This is a genomic window from Paenibacillus tabacirhizosphaerae, assembly GCF_040812395.1.
Taxonomy (GTDB): Bacteria; Bacillota; Bacilli; order Paenibacillales; family NBRC-103111; genus Paenibacillus_E.
In genome coordinates, this window is the sequence record NZ_JBFNXH010000010.1 from 86,440 (window position 1) to 111,657 (window position 25,218).

General features: G+C 49.7%; 22 protein-coding genes. 6 read left to right on the top strand and 16 right to left on the bottom strand.

Features of this window, described 5'->3' with window-relative positions; all coding sequences use genetic code 11:
- Positions 1 to 17: 17 nt before the first annotated feature.
- The 4 genes from ABRS97_RS17960 to ABRS97_RS17975 form a co-directional block, all read right to left on the bottom strand.
- The gene (locus tag ABRS97_RS17960; RefSeq protein WP_367816166.1) at positions 18 to 506 is read right to left on the bottom strand and encodes a hypothetical protein; all 489 of its coding nucleotides are present in this window, start codon (positions 504 to 506) and stop codon (positions 18 to 20) included.
- 31 nt (positions 507 to 537) lie between these two features.
- Positions 538 to 1,992 carry a flotillin family protein gene (locus ABRS97_RS17965; protein WP_367816167.1) on the bottom strand — a complete coding sequence of 485 codons (1,455 nt, stop codon included), beginning with the start codon at positions 1,990 to 1,992 and terminating at the stop codon, positions 538 to 540.
- Between the two features lie 30 nt (positions 1,993 to 2,022).
- Entirely contained in the window at positions 2,023 to 2,550 is a 528-nt protein-coding gene (locus ABRS97_RS17970; protein ID WP_367816169.1) for an NfeD family membrane protein, read from the bottom strand.
- A gap of 98 nt (positions 2,551 to 2,648) precedes the next feature.
- Positions 2,649 to 4,625, bottom strand: coding sequence for a hypothetical protein (locus ABRS97_RS17975; protein WP_367816171.1), 1,977 nt, complete (start codon positions 4,623 to 4,625; stop codon positions 2,649 to 2,651).
- 218 nt (positions 4,626 to 4,843) lie between these two features.
- On the opposite strand from ABRS97_RS17975, the gene ABRS97_RS17980 reads away from it, so the two are divergent.
- Both ABRS97_RS17980 and ABRS97_RS17985 read left to right on the top strand, forming a co-directional pair.
- Positions 4,844 to 6,394: a copper amine oxidase N-terminal domain-containing protein gene (locus ABRS97_RS17980; protein ID WP_367816172.1), complete on the top strand. Its 1,551-nt coding sequence runs from the start codon at positions 4,844 to 4,846 to the stop codon at positions 6,392 to 6,394.
- A gap of 923 nt (positions 6,395 to 7,317) precedes the next feature.
- Positions 7,318 to 7,767 (top strand): hypothetical protein, encoded by a 450-nt coding sequence (locus ABRS97_RS17985; RefSeq protein ID WP_367816173.1) that lies wholly within the window; start codon positions 7,318 to 7,320, stop codon positions 7,765 to 7,767.
- 125 nt (positions 7,768 to 7,892) lie between these two features.
- Here the strand turns inward: ABRS97_RS17985 and ABRS97_RS17990 are convergent, their stop codons facing one another.
- Together ABRS97_RS17990 and ABRS97_RS17995 are read right to left on the bottom strand one after the other, a co-directional pair.
- Positions 7,893 to 8,363, bottom strand: a complete 471-nt coding sequence (locus ABRS97_RS17990) for a CBS domain-containing protein (RefSeq protein ID WP_367816175.1) — start codon at positions 8,361 to 8,363, stop codon at positions 7,893 to 7,895.
- Between the two features lie 99 nt (positions 8,364 to 8,462).
- Entirely contained in the window at positions 8,463 to 9,677 is a 1,215-nt protein-coding gene (locus ABRS97_RS17995) for an NAD(P)/FAD-dependent oxidoreductase (protein WP_367816177.1), read from the bottom strand.
- Positions 9,678 to 9,885: 208 nt separating this feature from the next.
- On the opposite strand from ABRS97_RS17995, the gene ABRS97_RS18000 reads away from it, so the two are divergent.
- Positions 9,886 to 10,086: a cold-shock protein gene (locus tag ABRS97_RS18000; protein WP_163949983.1), complete on the top strand. Its 201-nt coding sequence runs from the start codon at positions 9,886 to 9,888 to the stop codon at positions 10,084 to 10,086.
- Positions 10,087 to 10,149: 63 nt separating this feature from the next.
- Positions 10,150 to 10,350, top strand: coding sequence for a cold-shock protein (locus tag ABRS97_RS18005; protein WP_367816178.1), 201 nt, complete (start codon positions 10,150 to 10,152; stop codon positions 10,348 to 10,350).
- A 171-nt stretch (positions 10,351 to 10,521) separates the two neighbouring features.
- Here the strand turns inward: ABRS97_RS18005 and ABRS97_RS18010 are convergent, their stop codons facing one another.
- From ABRS97_RS18010 to fumC, 10 genes are all read right to left on the bottom strand, one after another.
- The gene (locus ABRS97_RS18010) at positions 10,522 to 12,069 is read right to left on the bottom strand and encodes a leucine-rich repeat domain-containing protein (RefSeq protein WP_367816180.1); all 1,548 of its coding nucleotides are present in this window, start codon (positions 12,067 to 12,069) and stop codon (positions 10,522 to 10,524) included.
- 46 nt (positions 12,070 to 12,115) lie between these two features.
- Positions 12,116 to 12,256, bottom strand: a complete 141-nt coding sequence (locus ABRS97_RS18015; protein ID WP_367816181.1) for a paeninodin family lasso peptide — start codon at positions 12,254 to 12,256, stop codon at positions 12,116 to 12,118.
- A gap of 235 nt (positions 12,257 to 12,491) precedes the next feature.
- Positions 12,492 to 13,640, bottom strand: a complete 1,149-nt coding sequence (dgoD, locus tag ABRS97_RS18020; RefSeq protein WP_367816182.1) for a galactonate dehydratase — start codon at positions 13,638 to 13,640, stop codon at positions 12,492 to 12,494.
- A gap of 1 nt (position 13,641) precedes the next feature.
- Positions 13,642 to 14,286, bottom strand: a complete 645-nt coding sequence (locus ABRS97_RS18025; RefSeq protein WP_367816360.1) for a bifunctional 4-hydroxy-2-oxoglutarate aldolase/2-dehydro-3-deoxy-phosphogluconate aldolase — start codon at positions 14,284 to 14,286, stop codon at positions 13,642 to 13,644.
- A gap of 31 nt (positions 14,287 to 14,317) precedes the next feature.
- On the bottom strand, positions 14,318 to 15,934 hold the full coding sequence (locus ABRS97_RS18030; RefSeq protein WP_367816184.1) for a response regulator: 1,617 nt from the start codon (positions 15,932 to 15,934) through the stop codon (positions 14,318 to 14,320).
- Complete coding sequence (locus ABRS97_RS18035) at positions 15,931 to 17,685, bottom strand: sensor histidine kinase (protein ID WP_367816186.1); 1,755 nt, start codon at positions 17,683 to 17,685, stop codon at positions 15,931 to 15,933. Before ABRS97_RS18035 ends, ABRS97_RS18030 begins: the two co-directional genes overlap by 4 nt.
- 111 nt (positions 17,686 to 17,796) lie before the next feature.
- Complete coding sequence (locus ABRS97_RS18040; protein WP_367816188.1) at positions 17,797 to 18,612, bottom strand: carbohydrate ABC transporter permease; 816 nt, start codon at positions 18,610 to 18,612, stop codon at positions 17,797 to 17,799.
- Positions 18,609 to 19,493 carry a carbohydrate ABC transporter permease gene (locus ABRS97_RS18045; protein WP_367816190.1) on the bottom strand — a complete coding sequence of 295 codons (885 nt, stop codon included), beginning with the start codon at positions 19,491 to 19,493 and terminating at the stop codon, positions 18,609 to 18,611. The genes ABRS97_RS18040 and ABRS97_RS18045 overlap by 4 nt, the downstream gene beginning before the upstream one ends.
- Before the next feature lie 100 nt (positions 19,494 to 19,593).
- Positions 19,594 to 20,949, bottom strand: coding sequence for an ABC transporter substrate-binding protein (locus tag ABRS97_RS18050; protein ID WP_367816191.1), 1,356 nt, complete (start codon positions 20,947 to 20,949; stop codon positions 19,594 to 19,596).
- Between the two features lie 610 nt (positions 20,950 to 21,559).
- Positions 21,560 to 22,960 carry a class II fumarate hydratase gene (fumC, locus tag ABRS97_RS18055; RefSeq protein WP_367816193.1) on the bottom strand — a complete coding sequence of 467 codons (1,401 nt, stop codon included), beginning with the start codon at positions 22,958 to 22,960 and terminating at the stop codon, positions 21,560 to 21,562.
- A gap of 177 nt (positions 22,961 to 23,137) precedes the next feature.
- Between fumC and ABRS97_RS18060 the strand changes: the two genes are divergently transcribed.
- Positions 23,138 to 24,013, top strand: a complete 876-nt coding sequence (locus ABRS97_RS18060) for a chemotaxis protein (RefSeq protein WP_367816195.1) — start codon at positions 23,138 to 23,140, stop codon at positions 24,011 to 24,013.
- A gap of 812 nt (positions 24,014 to 24,825) precedes the next feature.
- Entirely contained in the window at positions 24,826 to 25,218 is a 393-nt protein-coding gene (locus ABRS97_RS18065; protein ID WP_367816197.1) for an acyl-CoA thioesterase, read from the top strand.

Sequence of the window (25,218 nt, forward strand, 5' to 3'; positions counted from 1 at the left end):
GGCACTTTACTAATGAATCAATCCGTAATTTCGAGTTTGATACTTGAATAATTCGTTACATCATGAGGTACGACACACTCAAACGCATGGAGCATGCCCTTTCCCTCCAGATTAGCTTCTGCCTGAATATGAAGCGGTGCGCTGCCGAGCACCAGGCCCTTGCTGTCCATAAATATTAACTTGCCTTTGATTAGCATCTGGCCTAACGTCTTGTCGAGCTGGTATTGTCCACGGATAACGCTGAATATGCCATCTCTTCTAACGTGATTGGCTCCTAACTGCAGCCCGGGATGTGCCGGGTCTGTGATCGACATGCGCGCAGATGGCTCCAAATCAGTCACCTCATTCCCGAACAGTGTCTTCACCTGTAGCGTTGCATAAGCATAATCGATGACATCACTTTCCACAGTTAAACTCACAGTTTTCCGTTCTCCGCCATCGGCCAGCTCGGTTGTCGCATCCTTCGATTCCCCAATTCGCTCCCCTTGCTCATTATAAAAGATCACCTGAAATCCAAGTGAAGCACCTCAACTAGATTTACTCCGTTGGTTTATCCGGATTCGCGGGAATAAGCGCGTTATCCTTGCCCAGAAATGCACGCGCCAGATCCGTTACGGTCTTCCCTGTCAAGGTCTGGGCAATTTCCGGTACCTGAGCGATCATTTTCGTAATATCGCCTGTAATTCGGTTTACGCCGGAGGTCGCGCCATCCTGTGAAATGACCGTGATTTTGTCCACGTTGCTTAGCGGAGCCGCTATTTTCTCTGCCAGCTCAGGCAGCATACGAAGGATCTCCACCGTAACCGCCGCTTGTGTATACTGCTTGTAGGCCTCCGCCTTCTTCTCCAGCGCTTCCGCTTCGGCAATACCGGCCAAACGGACGACTTCCGCGTTCGCTTTCCCTTTGGCGAGCTCCGCCTCGGCCGTCGCATCCCCGCGTTTGCGCGTCGATTCCGCCTCAGCCTCCGCTTCAAGGATTTGCCGCTGCTTGTTCACTTCCGCGCGCATAATCGCCGCCTGCTTCTCGGCCTCAGCCGGCTTGATTACAGTCGCCTCAAGCTCTTTCTGCTTGAGCTCGACCTCGATTTGGCGAACGTTTTTGTTCGCTTCTGCTTCCATCTGTTTGATTTTCACCTGTTCCGTAACAAGCGACTGCTGAATCTGGTTCTGCTTGAGTTCATAAGCGAGGTCGGCCTCTGCCTGTCTGCTCGTCGTCTCTTGCTTGAACTCCGCTTCTTTGATGCTGAGTTCCTTGCGATATTGTGCTTCCTTGGCAGAAGCGGCGCTTTCGGCCTCGATGCGAAGCTGATGCGCTTCCGCTTTGCGGATCGCGGACTCTTTCTCCGTATCGGCTTGCCGGATTTGGATGTCCCGCTCCACTTCGGCCTTGGCAATGCTTGCGCTTTTACGAATGCGCTCCACTTCGGGGACGCCCAGATTCTCAATATAGCCTTGGTCGTCGGCTACACGCTTCAGCACGAAGGAAATGAGGCTGAGTCCCATTTTATCCAGATCCTCTGAGCACGTTTCACGCATTTTACTATTTAGCTCGTCAGGGTTTTTGAGGATAGATTCGACCGTTAACTGCCCGACAAGACCACGAAGATGGCCTTCTACGGAATGCAAAATAATCGTTTCCCGTTCGACCATCGTATGATCGAGGAACTGCTCGGATGCGGTAGCAATGGCAACGGGATCGCTTTGAATTTTAATCTGGGCGACGGCCTCGATCTTGAGCCGAATCCCTTGCTGAGAGAACATCGGCTGATCCGGCTTCACATCGAAGCTCATCAGCATCATGCTAATCGTCTTATAGCTCTGGAATCCGGGAATCACGAAGGTGCCTCCGCCCTGGACGACCCTTTTGCCACCAAGACCGTAAACGATCATCGCTTCATTCGGCGGGACCTTCTTATACGCTTTTACAATTGAGGCCAGTAAGATAAAAACGACAACAACAATAGCGGCAACTCCATACAAAACGGTTAACATATCAAATGCCCTCCCTGTCTAACATGCTCGTTACTCGTTAAACTCAGTGACCGTTGCAATACCTTTGTTTATATGCAAAATCACGACTTTCGCGCCTTTGCCGATCGACTCTCCATGCTCGGACTTTACACTGATGGAGCGCGTGGTCCCCTGCAGGACAAACTTCATTTCACCTGTACCCTTCGCATGGATGGGGACGGATAGGTGGCCCAACTGCCCTTGCAGGTCAAAATCGCTCTCTTTCATGCTGTGATCATGCTTATAGATGACCTTGGCATAGAAGAGGAAGAAAAACCAGCCGATCAAGAGTCCGGCGGCAATCGCAATAAGCAGAATGAGCAGCACGCTCGTCATCCCTACACTGCCTAGCATATAACCGACACCGCCGAATACCGTCAAGCTGGCGAGCAGTGATGAAAGGTTGAAAAATGATGGTCCGGCATGTGCGTGCACGGCTCCGCTATCCACGTGAAATTCCGACAGATCGCCGCCAAATAGCGTTATCAGCAGCGTGAGCGCAAGTCCGGCAAAGAAACAAATCGCAAACAATGTCATCATGAGCCTCACCTCCCTGCGCGTAATCATTTGCCATTTTAAAGATAAAATTACTTATTTTTTCAATACGTTCCCATCCCGCTTTCGTTTCAAAACACCTTTCACGGACTCGAGCTTGCACTTGCTCCTGTACCCGTTACTGTATAGTCCTGCTGCCATAAAATCCGCTTCCCTATCTGGATGGCAGCATGAAGCTGATTATTGCCTTGTTGCAGCGTAATGGTCTGCGACTGCTCGAACTTAACAAAAATATTAGCGGCAAACCAAGACCTCAATGTTTCCTTTTCTTCTTCTTTGGCAAACGAAGCTGGCGTCGCTGCGGGCAGACTACGATTAGTTACCGCGAAGTGCGGGCGAAGCGAAGGCTGGCCTTCATACCATCCCTTTGTCCGATCATAGACATGTGCCGCCAAGCGAAGGCTGCTGCCTTTGATTTCTGCCGGCAGGTTAGAACCATTCACATGGTAATCATCCGTAAACAGATAGAACCTGCTTCGGTTCTTAAACCAATCAACCGCAGCGCCCATTAACAGGCTGGCATCCTCTGAATGAAGATAGACTTGATCATCCGTCCAGTTTGGCGCTTCGTGCAGCTTGACTTTCTCCTGCTCCACCCCTTTCCAGAACGTTACTGCCTCATTCTTGCCCTTATAAATCCGAAACGAATAGCCATCCTTATGTGTAAAGATTACTGCATCAGGCACACTCTCCCTGTCCAGAATGAACTGTAAGGATTGGCATAAAAAGATGTCGGAGAGATAGGGCTGATCCCCTTTCAAATAACCAACATCAACCCCATACGACAACCGATCCCCTTCGACGGTTACAGGCACGAGATTCGAACCTTCATAGGTAAGCTGGGCAAGCGGACCGCCATCGCGCTCCACTAAACGATCCGTGCCCGGGTTGAACATGAACCATGCATTTCCATCCTTCGTTTGCAGTTGGTACCAGACATGCTGCTGGTCATCAATCCAGGTTTGGCTAGGCTTCACGGTTTGGTTCGTTAGCACGGAGCCATTCATGTATAAACGATCCATAGGAAGCTGATACAGCTGTGTTTCCCCTTTCAGTTCAATGGACACTTGCGTCGGCTTCGCATCCACTGGCTCTGCATAATAGGGGTCCACCCAGCCGTCCCCAAGCTCCGTGTGAACATGATATAGCTTCATGTCTGTAAATTTTTCAAATGAAGATACCGTTTGCGGACTTAACATCGTAGTGATGGTTGTACGATCACCGAAGGGCTCGCTAAACAATGGCGTTTGTGACTTCAACACGGTGGACTCCGTAGTTTGGCTAATTGGGGTTCCTTTGGCTGTGACATACATGGGGCCGTGTTCCGTCTGAATCTGATAATTCGTATCGTACGGCGTTACGAACTCGCCTGTTACATGCACAATTTGATTCTTCAAACCCAATGGAACATTGTAACGATCAGGATGATACGTGTTGGCAATAAACTCCGGTGTAGGCATAATCCAACCGCTGCTATAGTACGCATATTCATCCGCGGGCTTCACATAACCGATTTTGCTGACAGGCAGTTGCAACCACTGATCGCCAAGCCAAGTCGTATGGATCTGGATCCATTTCAAATCCTCATCGCCATTATTGCTATAGAACCATTGGCTCTCAGCCCCCACCACCTGCACTTCTTGCGGCGACAGCGTTGCCGAAGGCTTTAATTTAGCATTTTTCGATGCGTAAATGGGGGTTTCCTGGAATAAGAGAAGCTTCTTCGGCGCAGGAACATCCACATCCCAGGGGTCTGGAGAAATATATTTTCCCCCTTGCCAGGTTTGTATTTTCCATACGCTCTTCCCCCTCGACCAGCCTACCTGCCCTGCGAGCACAACGACCCCCTCTTGAGGCGCTAGCAAACCTTCTTGCTTCGTATCCAAGTCATCCAGACTATTATAAAAAGGCGTTGAAGCGAGCAGCGTTATCATCGGAGGAACCCGAAGCGTGTCCGGCTTCTGAAGCTGAACATCATTATCTGCGTACATCCCTGTAGGCACTAAAGCGGCGCATAGGAGCAGCCCTACCGCCGAGACTAACACCGTCTTCTTCCACATCTGAATCCCATCAACATCCTTTCCAACATTTAACACACCTTACTTTATAGACGCTCCATAACCGGAAAGGTTGCATAGTAAAAAGGCTCCCCTCATAGGGAGAACCGTCCGCCTGTTGAAAATTTCTGCTGCTTTCAGCGAATCGTTCTTCCCCGACAAGCGTATAAACTTTCAGCGCACTTCATACGTCTATTAAAATAAAAGGAGTAGATTCGAGCATGCAAAAAAAGAGATTCACTTGGTGGATGTCCACCGCATTGGTAGCCCTGCTTTTCGCGTTGACGGGCTGTCAAGCTGTTCAAGGGCTAGATATTGCCCAAGCTATTCAAAATAGTGCAAGCATGACGTCCGCCGCTTCCAAAGGCAGTCTTCAGTTGGAATTGGTGACGAATCCCAAAAATACGCTATCCGCCGAAGAGAAAGTTTTATTTAACGCGCTCAAAGATGTCAAAGTGGCTATTAACAATGCCGCTATGCAGGACGCGCAGCACTTGTCTGCAGACGGCGCGCTGACTTACAGCAAAGGCTCCATTCCATTCAAATTGAATATGGACGGGACCAAGCTCATCCTAAAAGTGGAAGGTGCTCCCAAGCCGATCGTATTCGATCCGTTCACGAACTCCACTCAGAAGGCAGCTGGTATTTTGCCCAAAGAAATTCAAAGCCAGCTCGGCACGAAGGTGGCAGAAATTCAACCTGCACTGACTAAATTTCTGCTGGCCAATGCCGCTAATCCTAAAAATATGACGGTTACTTCCGTTACCGAACCTGTTAACAATGAGTCTCTTTCTTTGCAAAAAGCCCATGTAGAGCTAAGCGGCAGTGACCTCGCCGATCTGCTGAAGGGATTGCTCAAGAACATTCTCGCCGACGAAGCAGGTTTGAAAGACCTGATCAGCCAGCTGTATGACGTTCTCCAGCCTTTGATCAATGAACAGGAGGGAACTGGCGTGGCCAGCCTGATCAAAAACAAATCATTAGCTGTAGGCTTCGTTTATTCAGCAATCCATCAGTATCTAGAAGATGCCGCCGCTTCTCTGGATCAGATGGCTCAATCGACTTCGCCTTTATCCATAGCCGGGATACAAACAAAATCTTTGTTATACAGTCAATCCGCACTGAAAGTGGACCTCTTCATCGATGCGGACAAACAAATCCGCAAAGAGCAATACGAGCTCAGCTTGCCTGTCACTGATGCAAAATCAGGGATTGCCGCGTTCAAAGTAACCTACGTTTGTGAGACTTGGAACATCAACAAACCTGTTAAGGCTGATGCCATAGACGTTTCCGGCGGCGTTCTGAATCTGGGAGCGGAGCTTTCGTCGATCTATAACCTTCTGAATCAGTTGGAAAAAGGATCCCCCGTTTACAAGTTCCTGAAGGACGATTTGAAAGTGACCAAGAAGGAAATCCATCTTCAACTGCAAAATAGCGGCAGTGAATCGTCTGAAGCGCCGCAGCCGTTTATCAATGCAGACAATACGACGATGGTGCCAGTGAGATTCATCTCCGAACAGTTGGGAGCCGAGGTGAAATGGAACGGAGAGCTGAAGCAGGTAACGATTGCAGATGCGCTAAGCGGCACAACGATTGTCCTAACACTCGGTAGCCAAGCAGCGACTGTAAACGGCACGTCTGAGCAATTAGAAAGCGCGGCCGCTCTTCATAACGGCTCCACCTTCGTGCCGATTCGCTTCATTGCCGAGAATCTTGGCAGCAAGGTTGGATTTGATGACGCGACGCGTACTGTAACTATTAAGCGGGATTAGTCTTTTTCAAACCCACACGTTTGAGCATGAGGAGGGGAAAGGATATAGGGTTCCAGCCGCTGTTAAAGTCGTGTTCCTTGCATGGACAAGGTAGCGCGAACACGACTTTAAAGGCGGACGCTAGCTTTTCCACCCCATATCCATTCCCTTTTCGTATTATCAGGTTAGCCAGAACTATCTGGTTGGCCTTTTTGTTCTGCTTTGTGCTGCCTTCTTCTCTTTTCCCTAACCGATCCTCGATTCGGTATTCCTATCCATGAACACCCCTGTAAGATTCCGAGCACATGTCTCCTTCACAAGAATACGTGTGACAGCCGCCATGCGGCGGCGCACAACGCATGCCCGAGGAGCTACTGCCGGACCGCCTATTCACCATGTACAGCGATATCGAACGGAACTACGATGCCTTATTCCATGCTCATGTCCCTTTTCTCCCCCTGAAGAGGAACTAGGATGCGTTAAATGAGCGGAACAGTGCCTACAGCCCAGCATTTCCTGCTCATAACGCACGGTAGTTCCGCGAAATATCCCTACAACCGAAAAAGCCGCCTCTTAACGCACCTACGTTCCGCTCACCCATGCAAAAAGACGATCTATCGCAGTCGAGGCGGTATTTCAATACTCCAAACCGGCTATGGCACTTCCAGATCTTCCACGTTCCTGTCAAATGGCCCAACCACACGATGCATGCGGAATCTCCGCTCTGTGACCTCGTCACACACACAAACCTGACGACATATGCTCTCTGTTAGGATGGGTATCCCTACCTTTAGTTCTGTAAAGGATTTAAACATTATTTGTTAAAATGAGGGGCATAGGCTGCTGCCTCCTAGACACCTTTTTCGTACAGTTGAATAGTCTAAAGTGAAAACTAGGCAAACGACCTGCTGTTTCCGTGCAGCAGTACGAAAAAGGAGCTAAATATGTATACAAATCCATTGAATCAACAAGGCCCGCAAGGTACTCCGGGCATGCAGCTTCAACCGGGCACCCCGTTTCAACAAGTTCCGCACGTGCAGCCGACACCGCAAGTCATTTATCAAGGAGATTCGTCGCACACCCCGATCCTGCAGCAAAAGAAGCATGCCATTCACAGCACCTTGCATCCGCATATAGGCAAACACATACAAGTTCAAACGATCGATGGACATAAGCATGAAGGAACGCTAGTTCATGTAGACGGACACCATGCTTATATTTATGTACATCCGCATGGTCATCACCATCATCACCATCACCATCCGCATCCGCATTATCATCCATACGGGCAGCATCCGCACGGACAGAATCGCCCTATCTATACACCAGCACAGTATAACCAAATCATAACGCTCGTACTGTTCGAGCTGCTGGTGATCTTATTGCTTAGCTAACGAAATCAAACAGCTCGCCCTCGCAAGGTCATCACAACCTTGCGAGTGGCGAGCTGTTTCATGTTTGAGCCGCAAACCTTTCAAAAGCATGCTGGCAATTCAAATCAACGGGAATCCCCGTAAAATTAACTTAGTTGTTTGTGTACATACTGATTATTCAAGAAACGCATCACATCTCCGCGGCTAATAATGCCCGTCAGGTAACCGCCGTTCTTCTCCACAATGACTTTTTTAAGATGTTTTCTGCCAAGAATCGTAGCAACCTCATCAATCGGCATATCCACCCCTACAGTGACAACTTTTTTCGTTGCAAATTCCATGACATTGGCCGTGACAATATCCCGGTACTTGTCTTCCATCGTTTGCGTGTCCAGCCATGTCGATGTGAAAAATGGAGAAGCCACGACAATCTTCGTCTGCGAGCCAACCGCGCGCATGATATCGCCATCGCTGATATAGCCTTTAATCTGGTTGCAATGATTAACGACTGGCATGCCGCCGATACGGTGCGTCACGAATTTTTCCAAAACGGTGCGGATTGTATCCCCTTCCAAAACCTTAACCACGTGAGAAACCATAATGTCTGACGCATTCATCTTACCATCCCCCCATTTCAAAAAGGATGCCTTTGATTAAATTGTAAGACAATTCACAATATTAAGTCAATGGACATTTCTTCCATGGGAGGAGAGTCGTTATCTGGGTTGGACTTGATGATTCTGCCCCTTCATCGCCTTGCGATTCATTAAACTGGCCATATCCCATGTCATTCTGCGGAATTGGCGGCCTGCTTTGCCTGTTATCATCAGATTCAATCCCCATTTTTGAATCCAAACAAAACCCTTCTCAGGCCCAAGCCCAATGCAGAACAGGTTAGTAAAAGGAGCGTGCTCCGGTCCCTTATCACCGGCGAGCTCCGCTTTAATTATCTTAGCCAGCCGCGCCGCTTGCGGAATCGCTTCTTTGCAAGTCATGCCGTCCGCTTGACCGGTTGCAGGGTCTACGACATGCGCGCAGTCGCCGATGGCGTACACGTTCTCAGCGCCAACCACATGGTAACGCGCGTCCACCTGCAACTTGCCATTACGCTCAACTGCCAAGCCCAGCTGCCGCACCAGCGGGTTCGGGCGAAGGCCTAGCGTCCAGACGCACGTGCGGGCAGATATGCTGCCACCACCCTGCAGTTGAACCGCGCCTTCGCGAAAAGCTGCTGCCCTCGCGCCGTGCAGCACGCTGACGCCTAGCTCGCCCAGCTCCTTCTCGAGCCGCCGGCTCACGTGCGGCGGAGCGGCCTCGAGAAGCCTCGCCTGCGAGTTCACCAGCGTCACGCTGACTAACGCTGGGTCAAGCCCCGCTGCTGCGGCCTTGTTCCGCAAGCCGCAAACAAGCTCGCTGGTGGTCTCGATGCCAGTAATGCCGCCTCCGACTACCGCCACGGACAGGAGCCTCCGCCGCTCTGCATCTTCTGATGCTTGACGGGCGCTATCCACGCCATGCTCCAACTGCGCTCGTATGCTTGCGCTGCTGTCCATGTCCGTTAATGATATACCGCCCTGCTCAGGCCCGGCCGACACGACTTTACTGCCTAGGCACAGAATCAGCCGGTCATAGCGAAGCGCTTCGCTTCGTCCGCTCGTATGCTTGAGCATGACTAACTGCTGTTCATGTTCGACAGAAGCAAGCTCGGCTTGCAGGATCTCAACCTTGCCGTCAAAGTAAGAGGAGAACGGAATTGCAAGGCTCTTCTCCTCCACTGCGCCTTGAAAAAGCAGCACTTTCCTAAGATGGTGCGGCTCCTTGTCAATCAAGGTCATCCGCACATGCGATTGCCCATCAAACTGCTTCAGCAGCGAATTGACCATATTGAGGCCTGCATAGCCCCCGCCAACAATAACGATGTGTTGTTCCATCTTGAATATCCCCTTCCCATCCCTTAATGCTCTTGAGACGGAACACCCTCCGATTTTGTGACACGGCACACTTTTATGAATTTTTAGCCAAAAGTGGAATAAGCTCTGGATCTTTTGGATATATTATCAAAGCTGCGTTAACAAGCTGTCCGGGCCAAGGTAGTCACGGCAAGCTGCGCACAAATTATTGTTGGAGGTTTTTGTAAACATGGAAACAGGTACGGTTAAATGGTTTAATGCGGAAAAAGGTTTTGGGTTCATCGAAGTTGAAGGCGGTAAAGACGTATTCGTCCACTTCAGCGCTATTACAGGTGAAGGCTTCAAAAGTTTGGATGAAGGCGAGCGTGTTCAATTTGAAGTTGTTCAAGGTAACCGCGGGCCACAGGCTGAAAATGTAGTTAAGCTGTAGTCCACCACATATGAAGGAAGCTGCTTGCGAGTCTGAGTCTACTTTTGATAAGGAGGAGTTCGATTGTATTTTTCAAAGAAATCGTTGGAACCTGTCCCGGAAGAACAAACAAGCATCTGGACTTGCTCTACTGAGCAGTGCTCCTGCTGGATGCGGGATAACTTCTCTTTCGATGAAAGTCCCGTATGTCCGATTTGTAATTCGTCTATGGTGAAGGATTTGAAGATGCTCCCCACCTTATCGAACACAAGCAGCAGAAGATGAACGACTGCACGGATCCCCATGCGGGTGTGTGCAAACGAGTAGACCCATGCGCAATTGCATGGGTCTACTCGTTTGTGAGTAAAAACTAATGGTTGAAATGTATTGGCGGAAAAACGTTGCCAATGAAAAGGATGACCTCCGGTATAGCCGTGAGAGGTCATCCTTTTTCAATTAATCGGCTCTACCGGCGCCAACGAACGTGCCGCGGTCGAAATCCATCACGTTGATATCCTCGATATTTCCATTCGAATCCGTACTCATGTACTCAACTTTCAGCGTGTCTTTCGCGAGTATCGTGAACGGCTCCGTATAGCTCGTCCAGTTGCCGCCATTGATGCGATACTTGGTTGATTGAATGCCGCTGCTATCGGATGCTGTAAGTGTAATCGTCGAAGCTTTGATATAGCGTTCGCCTTTGCTGGAAGTCTCGTATACAGGCTGCACTTGGTATTTCGTGACCGGCGGCAGATTATCGGCTGCGGTTAAAGGGTCATATGAAACTCCGACTTCATAACTAGCCCGCATTATAAAATCTTCGACAGACACGTAAACTTTACCGCCTCCAGGATCAATTGGTCCAAGATCAAGCGGGATTTGAATAACAGTAGCATTAGGGGTTACATCTGCATACCCCACAGTATCAAAAAAATTCGGGTATATCTCTCTTTCAACATAAATTCTCCGAATGCCCTTACGCACATTTTTGATAACGACAAATCCATTATTATAAACGGTAATATCGCTTGCCTTGGGTGGAGTTGAAGTGGAGTATGATTTGAAATCGATAGTCGAGCCACCATGATCCTTCATATACATAAGTTGATCCCAAGCTTTTGAACCTGCATAAACATTCAGAGGGTTACCTCTAATGTCTATGGTTTTACCCTTTAAGCCGCCTTTTAAATAGAAGTTATAGAGAGGGGCAATATCCGTTATTTGGTTTGAATTCAAATCAATATAGTTTAGTCGGGGGGATAACTGTTCGAGTATACTTAGGTCCGTGACATTATTATCGTGTACACTCAATTCAATCAAGTTTTTCAGGTTTTTAAGCGGAGAGAGGTCGGAGATTTCATTCATATTGCTGTGGTATGGAAAGGTACCCAAGTACAGATATTCAAGGGATGTAGCCCCGGCAAGCGGAGAAAGGTCAGTCATATTAACGTTAGTAGCCCAAAGAGTTTTCAACTTGCTGAGGTTGGATAACGGAGAAAAATCGCTGATTCGATTATCACTAATGGTGAGAGAGCTAAGATTCGGTAAGTCCTTAAGATTTGAGATATCACTAAACTGGCTTTCTTCGAAATCAAGGGAAGTTAGATTGCTAAGTTTCGGAAGGGAGGGGAAGACTGTGAGCGTTTTGTTCAATCCAAAAGCTAGTGTCTCCAGGGAAGTTAAATTGGAGATCGGCGTGAGATCAGTAATTTCGTTATACTTCAGTTTAAGCGATTTCAGTTTTTTGGCGTACTCCAACCCTTGCAGGTTTTTGATATTGAGATAGTTCGCATCCAAAACAGTGAGCTGCTCCATATCGGAAACGGTAATGCTGCCATTCTGCTTCTTTAACGTTGCTCGTACTACCGATTCTAGTTTAGCATCGGGGATTGTAACAGCCTCGCTGCCGGAAAGACTGGCATTGTCCGCAGCGGCATAGGCTGCCGAACCGAAGGCGACAACGGAAAATGCTAGAACGATACTTAATACGATTTTTTTGATCATGCAACATCCTCCTTTATTTCGTCGAATTTAGTCGTTGCTTAGTTGATTAGCTGACCAGAAATAATTCCCTGTACCAAAAATCATGATGATCATCGGGTTCCTTGAATCTCCATGTTGGCTGCTGCGCGGTTTCCCTTACATCCAAAACTTCCAAGCAGGGCTCGATCCATTCTTTTTTGATCTCCATTATATTCCCTCCAAGTTTCATTTTTTTCAAAATTAGTATATATATTAATGAGAGGGAAAGACTGTCGATATCTGAAGATTAAATGTAAAATTCTTATAAAATTTTCCAACAAAATGAATTTTTATATTCGGGTCATAACAGCATAAGCTGCAAATTGAAGAGGCTATCCCCTAAGCAGATTAGCTGCTTAAGGGATAGCCTCATTCATTGATTTGCGCAACTTGGCAGTACCGGTTTACCACTCCGCGACGGTACCGTCCGCTTGTCGCCAAACCGGGTTTTTCCAATTATGTCCAATAGCGGCCATCTCCCGCACCTTCGCTTCGTTCACTTCGATGCCGAGTCCGGGAGCGGTTAAGTTCTTCACAAAGCCCTCCTCATACTTGAACACGGAAGGGTCCACTAAATAATCTAGCAAATCGCTGCCTTGATTGTAGTGAATGCCCAGGCTTTGCTCTTGAATAAAAGCGTTCGGAGAGCAGGTATCCAGCTGCAGGCACGCTGCCAAAGCGATAGGGCCTAGCGGGCAATGCGGCGCTACGGCGATATCGTAAGCTTCCGCCATCGCGGCGATTTTGCGCGTCTCCAGAATGCCGCCTGCGTGAGACAGATCCGGTTGGATGATGTCTACAATGCCTTGGGCGAGCAGTTCTTTGAAGCCCCATCGCGTATACATTCTCTCCCCTGTCGCAATCGGACAGGAGGTATAGCGGGCAATTTCCTTCAGCGCTTCGTTATTTTCCGGCAAAACAGGCTCTTCAATGAACATCGGCCGGTAGGGTTCCAGCTCCTTGACGATGATTTTGGCCATCGACTTATGTACACGGCCGTGAAAATCAATGCCAATACCGACTTCTTTGCCGACGGCCTCGCGAACTGCGGCAATACGGGCGATCGCCTCGTCTACTTTGCCAATCGAATCGATGTAGTGCATTTCTTCGGTCGCGTTCATCTTCACCGCCGTAAATCCCGCCGCGACTTGCTGCTTGGCGGCCTGACCAACGTCGCTTGGACGGTCGCCGCCAATCCACGAATACACCCGTGTCCGGTCGCGGCACGCGCCGCCTAGCAGATCATACACAGGGGCATTGTAGAACTTGCCCTTGATATCCCATAACGCCTGCTCAATCCCGGAAATCGCGCTGGACAGAATCGGGCCTCCGCGGTAGAATCCGCCGCGATACAGCACTTGGAACAAATCCTCGATTCGCATGGGATCGGTGCCGATGATATGATCGCTCATTTCTCTGACTGCCGCTGCTACTGTGTCTGCCTTGCCCTCTACGACAGGCTCTCCCCAACCTGTAATGCCTTCATCCGTCTCGATCTTCAGAAACAGCCATCTCGGCGGCACTTTGAATAGCTCCAATTTCGTAATTTTCATATTAGAAATCCCCTCTCGTGGATGAAGTCTCGTTCACAGCGGCTACTAGTTGCTTAGCATACTGCGCAATAGCTGCATAGTGCCCTTGTTGGATGTCATGGAGGGAAACCAAACTTCCGCCTACTCCAACTCCAATTGCTCCCGCTTCGAGAAAAGCGGCGGCATTCTCCTTGGTGACGCCGCCAACGGCTAACATATCGATATGGCCCAGAGGGCCGCGAAGTTCTTTGATATAGCCGGGACCCAAGCTCGAGCAAGGAAAAACCTTGGCCATAGGGGCACCGTAGTGGATGGCTTGCACAATTTCCGTCGGCGTCATCGCTCCCGGCATGGGGAGCACGCCCCGGGATAAAGCGGCTTCGATCATGCCTTGATCCACGTTCGGAGAAATTAAAAACTCAGCCCCGGCTTGCATCGCCTCATGCGCCATCCTGGCGTTAAGCACCGTCCCAGCACCGACCGACATACGGCCCTCATACTTGTCCCGCATCGCATGGATGATATTCAGCGCATCCGGCGTGTTCAGCGTCACTTCCGCGAAGCGGATTCCTCCCTCGTACAACGCCTCGAAGAGCGGATCCGCCATCGATGCTTCGATTCCTCTAATGATGACAATAATCTTCGATTGCTTGACGCGTTGAGTCATCTCTTGCACAGCTGCTGCCCCCTCTTCCGCACTATGAATACTGATCCCTATACTCCTGCGGCGTCATGCCGTAATGCTTCTTGAACGCATGGTTAAACGAATGCGGGCGCTGATAGCCCAACTGCGTAGCGATTTCATAAATTTTATCCTGACTATGCTTCAAGACATGCGCAGCTTTATCCATACGCAATCGATTCACATAATCGCTTAAGTTATCGCCTGTTTCCAGCTTATAGATTTTGGACACATACACCGGATGCAGATACACATGTTCCGCAATGGATTGCAGGGAGACATCACTCGCCAGATGTTGCTCGATGAACGAACGAATATCGTTGATGAGCGAAACCCTGCTGTCTTTCCGCTCCTGATCCATATCTTCTTTCATCCGCTGCAGAGCCCGCACCGACCATTCCCGAAGCTGGTTAACCGTGCGAAAAGGGACACCCTCCATCATGCGGTCGTAGTCAGTCCCGATGAGCAGATGAAGCTGCCGTCCATTTTTGTGAGCGATATACGCAAAGGCAGAAGCTATAGAAAAATACACTTCCAGCAAATGCTCCTGAGATTCGGAATACTTCGCTTCCATTTCATCGAAAATGACGCGAAGCTTCTCCTCGGTATCCTCCCAACGCGCAGCCTCAAGCAAATGATTGAGCGTCGGCGGCTCATATAACCGTTGTAAAGCGGATAACTCGGTTAGGGCAGCCTCGTCGCCAAGCCGCATAAACAGCTCATGCTCGCTGCCGATCCGTTTGCGAAAAGCGCTCAGCGAACGGTTATAGAGCGTATTCATATCATGGGGAAAACGGCCCCAGCTGGAGACGAGAATCGATATTTTTCCTTTTAAATAGTTTTTCACGGCCGATTGCAGCACAGACGCAGTCCGTTCCAACCAAGCCATGTCTTCCTTATCGGGGCTATCTTGCTTGCCTTTCATCACGAAAACCAGATAATCATGGGCATCCTTCGTATGCCAGCTGTCGAACTTCTCCCCGAACAACTCTTCCACCATATTGCTGATGGCATATTCCATTAACGATAATCGCCCTATATCGTATTCAAGAAACTCGGATTCCAGGCGAATCATCATAATAGCAAAGGTCTGTTCATGGTAATCGATCAGCGACAGCGTATGCATTTTATCCCGCAAGGACTGCTCCGAGATTTTACGGCCCTGCAGCAAATCGTTCAATAAATTGCCCCGCAACAGGGGGAGATTTTCCTGTAAGGTATAGGTCAACCGCTGTCTGGAAACGACTTCTTCCCATTCCCGCTGCTGCTTATCCATGACGCGCCTGACTGTGGACAACAGATCTTCTTCCGTTACAGGCTTCAGCAAATAGTCCTCCGAACCTTGGAGGATAGCCTCTTTGGCATAATTGAAATCCGAATAGCCGGAAAGCAAAATACATTTCGTCTTCGGCCACCGACCGTTGACCGCCGCAATAAGCTGCAAGCCCGATAGGCCAGGCATCTGGATATCTGTAATGACAATATCGATAGAAATCTGCTCGAGCAGCTCGAGCGCTTCTTGCCCGGAATAGGCTTTGAACACTTGTTCTATGCCAAGCGACGCCCAATTAATCGTGGAACAAAGCCGCTCGACCACATGAACTTCATCATCGACAATTAAAAGCTGAATCATCCGCTTCTCTCCTCTGTCCCCAGCTGACTCCCCTGAGCATGACGGCTCCAAGTCAGAATGGCTCTCATTCCGCCGCTCTCCGCTCGTTGGAAAGTGAGCCCTGAGCCAGCGCCAAATTGATAGAACAGACGGTGGTGCACATTCCAGGTTCCACAGCCAATTTCATCGGTCATCGTGGCCTGCAGCTCCTTATGAAGCCGATTCAGCACCTCGTCCGAAACGTCGCCGCCGTTGTCTTCCACAATGAGGCAATTCCAGTCTTCATCCTGCTTGCCGGTTATCGTGATACGATCGCCTTGCATGCTGCGCTCGATGCCGTGGATAATCGCATTCTCCACCAGAGGCTGAAGGATAAGCCGCGGAATCCGTTCGCCCATCATCGCCTGCGGCACAGCCATTTCGAAGGTTAACCGATGAATGCGGAGCGTTTGAATGGTCAAATAATGGCCAACCAGGTCCACTTCGTCTTTCAAACGAACCATTTGATTCTCCACCCGGGTTGTATACCTGTAGAACTCGGCCAAATTTTGCGCCATCGCCACGACCGATTCTTTGTCCTCCAGCTCCGCCGAATTGATAATGAAAAACAAGGAATTATACAGGAAATGCGGGTGAATCTGCGACTGCAATTGCTTGAGCGTCGCCTCGCGGGAACGTATTTTTTCGGCGTACACATCCTCTACGAGTACCTGGATTTGCTCACCCATTTCATTGAATCGTTGAATGAGAAAATCAAACTCATTTTTCGCCCGGTAATCGATCCGAGCCGACAAGTCGCCCCGCTTCATTTTTTGCACGCTCTGAATCATCTTGCCGATCGGAATCTGTACGTTCCGGTACAGCAGGAAGGATGCCAGCACACTCATCCCGAGCAGCAGAGCGATAGAGATATAAAACATGTTGCGCGTCGTCGTAATCGGCGACAATATTTTCTGCACAGGCACGTAGTCAACCAAATACCAACCCAATTGCTCAGATTTCACATAGCTTATCAAGTACCGCTGGTTGTCGATCGTAAATTGCAGTTGACCGGAAGCCGGCAAGCTTTGCCCTGCCAAATTGTCACGAATAGCTCCGGTAATGGTACCCAGAGAAGTGCTGTTCACGATCGAACCCGCTTGGGGATGAAATAAAAAAGGGTCGCTCCGCTTATCCTGTTTGTACACGTCCAGAAGTTGAATAATATTTTGCACACTAAATCTGACTTGATATAACACACGCGCCTGATTCACGTATTCCGCACGAACGGGTTCGCTGATCTCCCTGACGAAAGAGGCGCCATTCTTCGTAAGGCTTTCTCCCTCATAGGACCAGGTGCGATGCACCGCGCTTGTCCACGGCCACACATCCGTACCGTTTACGAAAATGCTGGAGGACAGCACCTTCTTCTCCTTAGGGATGGCGATGCTCAGCTCATTGACCCATCCATTGGACACGCTCTGCAGGCTGAGTTTCTCAATAATTCTTGACTGCTCCTTCAGCATGTCATAGTCGGGCGAACCGCTCTTGTCGATAAACTCCCGGATATAGGGATCGCTGCCGAGAATAACAGGCGCCATGGCCAAACGCTCCACATTCGTATCCAATTGATGCAGGAAGAATGAGAGCTGGTTCAAATTCGAAGACTGGATCTGATCCTGAACAACGTTGTTCGTGATCCGGTTCGAAAAACTGTAGAGCACAACGATTGGAGTAAGGAGCAGGACTAACAACACCAATATTTTGCTGAAAATATTCAATTTATAGGGCACGACACGATCACCTTTTCTACGGCTTCTGCTAACTACCCTATAGAATTTTACGCCACGAGAGTAGTCACCTTATTATAAGCCGACTACTCCCGTAAGCGTAATTTTTCCTTACTAGCCTTTAACAGCACCCGCAGAAAGCCCGCTCACCACATAACGTTGAGAGACTAGCGCAATGATCAGCACCGGAAGCGTAATAATGCAGGCAGCTGCCATGAGCGCGCCCCAATTGATTTCTGAATACGACATAAAATTAAATACGGCAATCGGTAACGTTTTCGTTTTGTCCCCGGCCAAAATAACGGAGAACATAAAGTTGTTCCACGAGAAGATGAAGGATAACAGGGATGCGGTAATAACGCCCGGTCCCGAAATCGGCAAAATAATGCGGAGAAACACTTGATGATGCGTACATCCGTCGATAAGCCCCGATTCCTCAATTTCGGTAGGAAGCGCCTCGAAGAAAGAGATCATGATCCAAATAATAAACGGCAAACCAACGAGCATATGGCTTAAGATCAGTGCTGTATACGTGTCCACCAGATGAATTTTGGAGAACAGGATGAACCAAGGAATCAAGAAAGTGATTCCCGGAATAATTCTCGCAACTAAGATAAGAAGTCCTAATTTCTGAAGGTGGTGCCTAGCAATCGCATACGCTGCAGGAAGACCCAGAATCAGGGAGAGCAGCGTGGAACCAAATGCAACAATGAAGCTATTCCAAATGAATTTCAGGAAATCGTATTCCTTGAACACACTGACATAGTTATGAAACGTCGGCTTGAAAATAAACATTTGACCCGTCGAAAGAATTTGCGATTGTGTCTTAAAAGAAGCAAGCAGCATCCAGATGAACGGGAAAGCGAAAACGATAAGAACAACGAACGTAAGCAGCGTTTGCGCAATTTGGGGACCTTTTCTTTTCTTCATGAGTTGGCTCCCTCCATTCGTTTGCGCATCCAGATCATAAACAACGTCAACCCCATTACCAGGGCAAAGAAAATAACAAGCAGCGATGAAGCCATACCCAGCTTAAAGTATTGGAAGCCGAGCACATAGCCGTACAGATTCAAGGTTTCCGAAGCAAAGTTCGGCCCGCCTTGCGTCGTTGCATATATGATATCGAACGTTTTCAAAACGTCGATCAAGCGCAGCATGGCAGCCACAATAATAGTCGGCCTTAATAAAGGAAGCGTGATCGAAACGAATTTTCTCCACGTGCTTGCTCCATCTACATCGGCCGCCTCATAGGGATCCGACGGAAGTGTAGCGATGCCCGCCATAATAATGAGCGCAATCATCGGCGTCCATTCCCAGACATCTACGATAACCAGGGAGGGGATGACCTGATTCGGCGAAGCCAGCCATAACAACGGCTGAAAGCCTAGCGATTTCAACATCATATTGGCGATACCAATGGTCGGCTCATAGATCAGCATCCAGACCAAGCCCATTGCCACCGGCGTTGCTACCATGGGAAGCAGGAAAACCGTTTTCACCAGATTTTTACCTTTGAACTCTCTGGACAGCAGCAGGGCGATAGCGATACCTAGAGCCACTTCAAGGGTAAGCGCCAGAATGGTGAAATAAAACGTCGAGCCTGTCGCATGCCAGAAACGCTGGTCCTTGAATAACGCGATATAGTTAGACAAACCTACCCAGAGCGGCGGCGTTGTCGCGGACATGCTCCACTCGTAGAAGCTGATCCGAACCGTATAGATGATGGGAAACAGCATCATAAGCAGGACGAAGAGAACAGCCGGCAAGGTGTAGATCCATTTCAAATTGCGGTTAAACCAACTGTATTGCATGCGAATTCACCCTTCCTGTTGAGACTCCCCCTTATGCTAAGGGTGAAGAGAGAGGGCCACCTGGGATGACCCTCATATAGAACTGTTATGTTTGCATTGCTTACTTCGTTTTATCTTTATCCATGATCACTTGCAGCGCTTGATTGGCTTTGTCCGCCACAGGCTGAATGTTTGTTTCGCCAGACATTACTTTTTGAACAATTTCACCAACCGCATCACGAGCTTCACCTACACTGATAACTGTCGGACGGTCGTGGTCAACTCCATTTTGTGCGCTTGTTTTAATAACCGGTACGAGTTCAGCAGGGAAGCCTGTCGTGCCTTCCGGTTTATCCCATACGGAAGCGCGAGCGCCTGGGTTGCCTAATTGCTGTGTTTTCAGCACGATATCTTTGCTCGTTGCCCATTGAATGAATGCCCATGTCGCATCTTTATTGCCCGATTTGGCATTCATCGCAAGTCCCCAAGATGTAATGCTGTAAGGCTTGGAACCTGCTTTACCCCCTGGGAAGACGGCGAAGCCAACTTTATCGGCAACTTGGGATTTCGCTGGATCGGTCGCATTTTTGTAAAGGGAGTTCGCATCTGTCAAGAACGCAACCTTGCCTTGAGCAAAAATAGCGAACGCTTGCGGCCAGGACATGTTCAGCACGCCAGGAGGCGCGTAATCTTTCAGCAATGTGCCGTAGGTTGTAAAGGCTTTAATAGCTTCCGGCGTGTTGATAACCGCTTTGTCGCCATTCGTGAAGTCTGCGCCTTCGGAATACAAGAAGGAAGATACTTGTGTAACGAGAGGCGAACGTTGCCCCCTGGCGACGAAACCGTACATGTCATTTTTCGGATCGTGCAGTTTTTTAACCGCCGCAGTCAGTTCGTCCAAGGTTTTCGGCACAGGAATACCGGCCTTCTCCAGCAAATCCTTGCGGTAATACATAATCTCCTGCTCCGTAATAATCGGAATGCCTGCCAGCTTGGCATCCACAGTCGTTGATCCGATTGCAGATTTGGAGAAATCGGCAAAGTCATAATCCTTCGCTTTCTGAGCGTAATCGTCGAGCGGCTGCACCCAGCCGTTCTTATAGAACAGCTTGCCTTCTTGCAGCGGACGATACATGAAAACATCCGGCGTCGCCGAGCCTGAAGTGAATTGTACAGTCAGCTTCTGTGTCAGCTGATCCTCGAAGAAGCTCTCGACGTTGACTTTGATTCCTGTCTGTTTCTCAAAGTCAGGCAGCAACGGCTTGATCGCGTCGGCCCAAGGGTGGTTCGCGGTAACCAATGAAATCGTTTTGCCTGCAAACGGTTTCGCATTCGCGTTTGCGTTCGCATCCGTCGTTGCAGCCGGTTTGTTGGTATCTTGCGGTGTACTGGTATTGCTTCCGCAGCCGGCAACTACCGTTGCAGCCATCATGACCGTTGTGCCTACGCCTACCCACTGTTTCCAAGATTTCTTCATATGTGACCCTCCCAAATGCTGTTTAGTTATATGTCTTGCTTACACTATTAAGATTACTTGAAAGTTATATTCCCTTGATATAACTAAAAATAAACATGGATAACTACATGTGAAGGAAATAGAAAAAATCGCCCTCGCAGGCGATTTGTCCTTGAAATGGGGCTATCCTAGTAAGATTAATTCTCGCGTTGCCGGCGGTAAATCCGAGTCTGCGAATCGTCATCGGAGTTAACCGGAAATTAAGTTCTTGGGAAAATAGCAAGGCCTTCGCAGCAACCTGCCCCCTTGATTAACAGGAAAACCTCCCGTTAATTGCTGGAAACGTCGGAGCTGAAAGAGGACTTGCTGGAATTTCTCCATCTAATTTGGGCTGTCCGCTTCAGAATTGGCCAAAATGGCTGATTTAACAGCAGGTTCTCCTTGTAAATGCGCAATTATCTCAAGTAGAGCAAGATTAGATGGAGGTTTTCCATCTAGTAGAAAGGAACAGCATGCGTCGTAATAGACAAAAGCACAAAACGATAGGCAGCAAGCAAACAGATAAGCCGAAAAATTCGAGAAGGGCGTGGCAATGGATACCTGTCACTCGCAGAATCGTGCTGCCAGATAACTAGGTCGCCTTCGGCTGCACCATGTTCTCCGGCCGCACGTAACTGTCGAACTGCTCCGCTGTCAGGTAACCGCTGCGAATGGCAGACTCTTTCAAAGTGAGCCCCTCCTTATGGGCTTGCTTCGCAATACTCGCTGCCTTCTCATACCCGATGTACGGGTTGAGCGCCGTAACGAGCATGAGCGACTGCTCCAGATTCCGCTGAATCACTTCGTGATTCGGCTCCATCCCTGTAAGGCAGTTATCGTTGAACGAGCGCATGCTGTCCGCCAGCAGTCGTACAGACTGCAGGAAATTATAAATGATGACGGGCTTGAACACGTTCAGCTCAAAATTGCCCTGGCTCGCGGCGAAGCCGATGGCCGCATCGTTGCCCATCACTTGGCAGACGACCATCGTCATCGCCTCGCTCTGCGTGGGATTGACCTTACCCGGCATGATCGAGCTGCCGGGCTCGTTCTCCGGAATCGTGATTTCCCCGATTCCGCAGCGGGGACCGCTCGCCAGCCAGCGCACATCATTGGCGAGCTTCATCAGATTCGCCGCCAGCGCCTTCAGCGCGCCGTGCGTGTGCACGATCTGGTCATGGCTGGTCAGCGCATGAAACTTGTTCGCCGCCGAGACGAAGCGCGTCCCCGTCTCGCGGGAGAGCGCTTCGGCGACACGCGCGCCGAACTCGGGATGCGCGTTCAGCCCCGTGCCGACCGCGGTGCCGCCAATGGCCAGCTCGCGCATCGTGTCTACGCTGCTGCGCACCATGCGCGCGGCCTGCTCCAGCATCGCCCACCAGCCGCTGATCTCCTGCCCCAGCGTCAGCGGGGTGGCATCCTGCAGGTGGGTGCGGCCGATCTTAACGATGGAGGCGTAGGCCTCCATCTTGGCGCGCAGCGTCTCCTGCAGCAGCGCAAGCGCCGGCAGCAGCTCTTCCTCAACGGCGATGACGCCTGCGATATGCATCGCCGTCGGGAACGTATCGTTCGAGCTCTGCGAACGATTCACATCATCGTTGGGATGGATGCGCGAAGCGCCATCCCCTGCCCCCGCCAGCAGCTCGTTGCCGCGATGTGCGATCACCTCGTTGACGTTCATGTTCGACTGCGTCCCGCTGCCCGTCTGCCAGACGACGAGCGGGAACTCGTCGTTCCAGCGGCCCTGCACGATTTCGTCAGCCGCCTGTGCGATAGCATCGGCCTTCTCCGGCGTTAACCCGCCGAGCTCGCGATTCACCTGCGCAGCCGCCTTTTTCAACATGGCAAAAGCTTGAATAAGCCGGAAAGGCATTCGCTCCGTCCCAATCTTGAAATTCTCGTAGCTGCGCTGCGTTTGCGCCCCCCACAACTTATCCACAGGCACTCTGATTTCTCCCATCGTATCGCGTTCAATACGATAACCCTGTTCCATAGGTATTGCCTCCTCCTGGCCGCATCCTGATTTCTTTTCCCGCTAATCATTTCCTGTTTCGTCGTCGCATATGCAGCCCTAATTTTTTTAATAAGGGCACAAATCGAACTAGGAAAAAAATCACACCTGACGAATACTTTAAGTAGTATTGGTAATTTTTAGGAGGTGTGTGATTGGATGAACATAGCAGTTGCCATTATTCATGGTATGGGGCAACAAGGGCCGAATTTTCACGAGGACATGAAACGGGAGTTGGTGGAACGAATAGCAGCATTAAACCCGGATATCAACCTGATTGTGAAGGGGGTCTTCTGGGCGGACATCACCGATCATCTGGAAAAAAAACTGTGGCATCACACACACGCCGATCAGCTCCATTGGGATAAGTTCCCTGGACTCCGTCAATTTGTCGTTCATTATTTTGGCGACGCTATTGCCTATCAAGCGATCCCTCCCGAAAATGGCCCCTGCCAGGACGATTATATTTATGATGACATCCATTTGCGTTATGCGACTTGTTTGCAAAGCCTCGCTGAGGATGCCGGCGAAAATGCGCCTCTCTGTATCATCGCCCATAGCCTGGGCACGATTATTTCCAGCAATTTCTTCTATGATTTGCAGCATGGCAAGTTGAGTGCAAAAACAGCGGCGCTGATTAACAACTGCCACTCCCGCCTTGTTCGAGGCGAAACGCTTACTCATTTCTATACCATGGGTAGTCCAATCGCCTTATGGACGCTGAGATTTCGAGATTTTGGCATTCCCATCTCCGTACCGGCACCTGGCCTGCAGCAACTTGGCATAGGCGAATGGGCCAACTTCTACGATAAGGATGATCTGATTGCCTACCCGATCAAAAACCTCAATCCGCATTATCATCAGGTCGTAACCGAGGATATGGAAGTGAAGTGTCCGGGGATGTTGGGCTGGACACCCGTTTCGCATACAACCTATTTCGAAGCTGATGAAGTGCTAAGCCGTATTGTGCAGTCCCTCAACCACCTGAGCCAGCAAATTACGATGCTTCCCGAAGTTGCCGCTTCGGATGAATAATGCATAAACCCCGCTCATTCATTAAACTGGCGGGTTCTCCTCTCCGTTTCAGAAAAAACTTTTCCAAGTAAGGTCCGAGGAGCCGCTGTTTTTCACACGGATATTTTAGCTATAATAGGCTTAGTCACCGCTGAATTAATAAAAAACCTGAGGCTGTGTCCTTGTCTAAACCCATACGTTGGAGCATGGGGAGGGAAATGGGTATGATTCCGGCCGCTACCGCTTTTCTATCCCACACCCATGACCCCCCTGTAAGATTCCGGGTACATTTCGCCTCAGCAAGCTTCGTAAGAAAACGGAGGAGGTGCTGCCGGATCGCCAATTCCCATGCACAGCGATATCGACGGAACTACGAAGCCTTATTCCACGGTAACGTCCCTTTTCTCCCCCTGGAGAGGAACTAGGGTGCGTTAAATGAGCGAAAACGTACCTACAACCCAGCATCTCCTGCTCATAAGGTACGGTAGTTCCGCGAAATGTCCCTACAACCGAAAATACCGCCTCATAACGCACTCACGTTCCGCTCACCCGTGCAAAAAGACGGTCTATCGCAGATCGAGGCGGTATGGGGTGACCCAAACTGCTGTGGCACTTCCGGATCTTCTACGTCCATCCTGCCAACTGCTCGTACCACACGATGCGTGCAGAGTCTCTCCGTTCTGCGAGCTCATCACACACAGCACCTGACGACATATACTTTCTGGCGTGTTAGACTGAGTATCCCTAACGCTCTAGTTCTGTAAAGGATTTAACATATCTGTACAAAAAAACACCTGCCTATGCCAGGTGTTCGATAAAGGAGCCGTCATCCAATGGAAGCCAAACTTGAAATCATCGTCCGATCCACCGAAATCGATGTGAACGGTCACGTGAACAACGCCAAATATTTAGAATATCTCGAATGGGGACGCGAGGAATGGTACGAGCAGTCCGAACTGCCTTATGAGGCATTCAGCCGCATGGGCATTCAAACCGTCACCGTGAACATCAACATCAATTATAAAAAAGAGTGCAAACAAGGCGATCGCTTAACAGTAAGCTGCCGCCCCGAGAAAATGGGCAGATCCAGCTATGTGCTGAAGCAGGAAATCGTCAATGAACGAGGCGAGCTATGCGCCGACGCCCTCGTCACGAGTGTCACGATGGATAGCGCCACCCGCAAAAGTCGCGAGGTGCCTACAGAGCTGCGAAAGCATTTCGAGTAA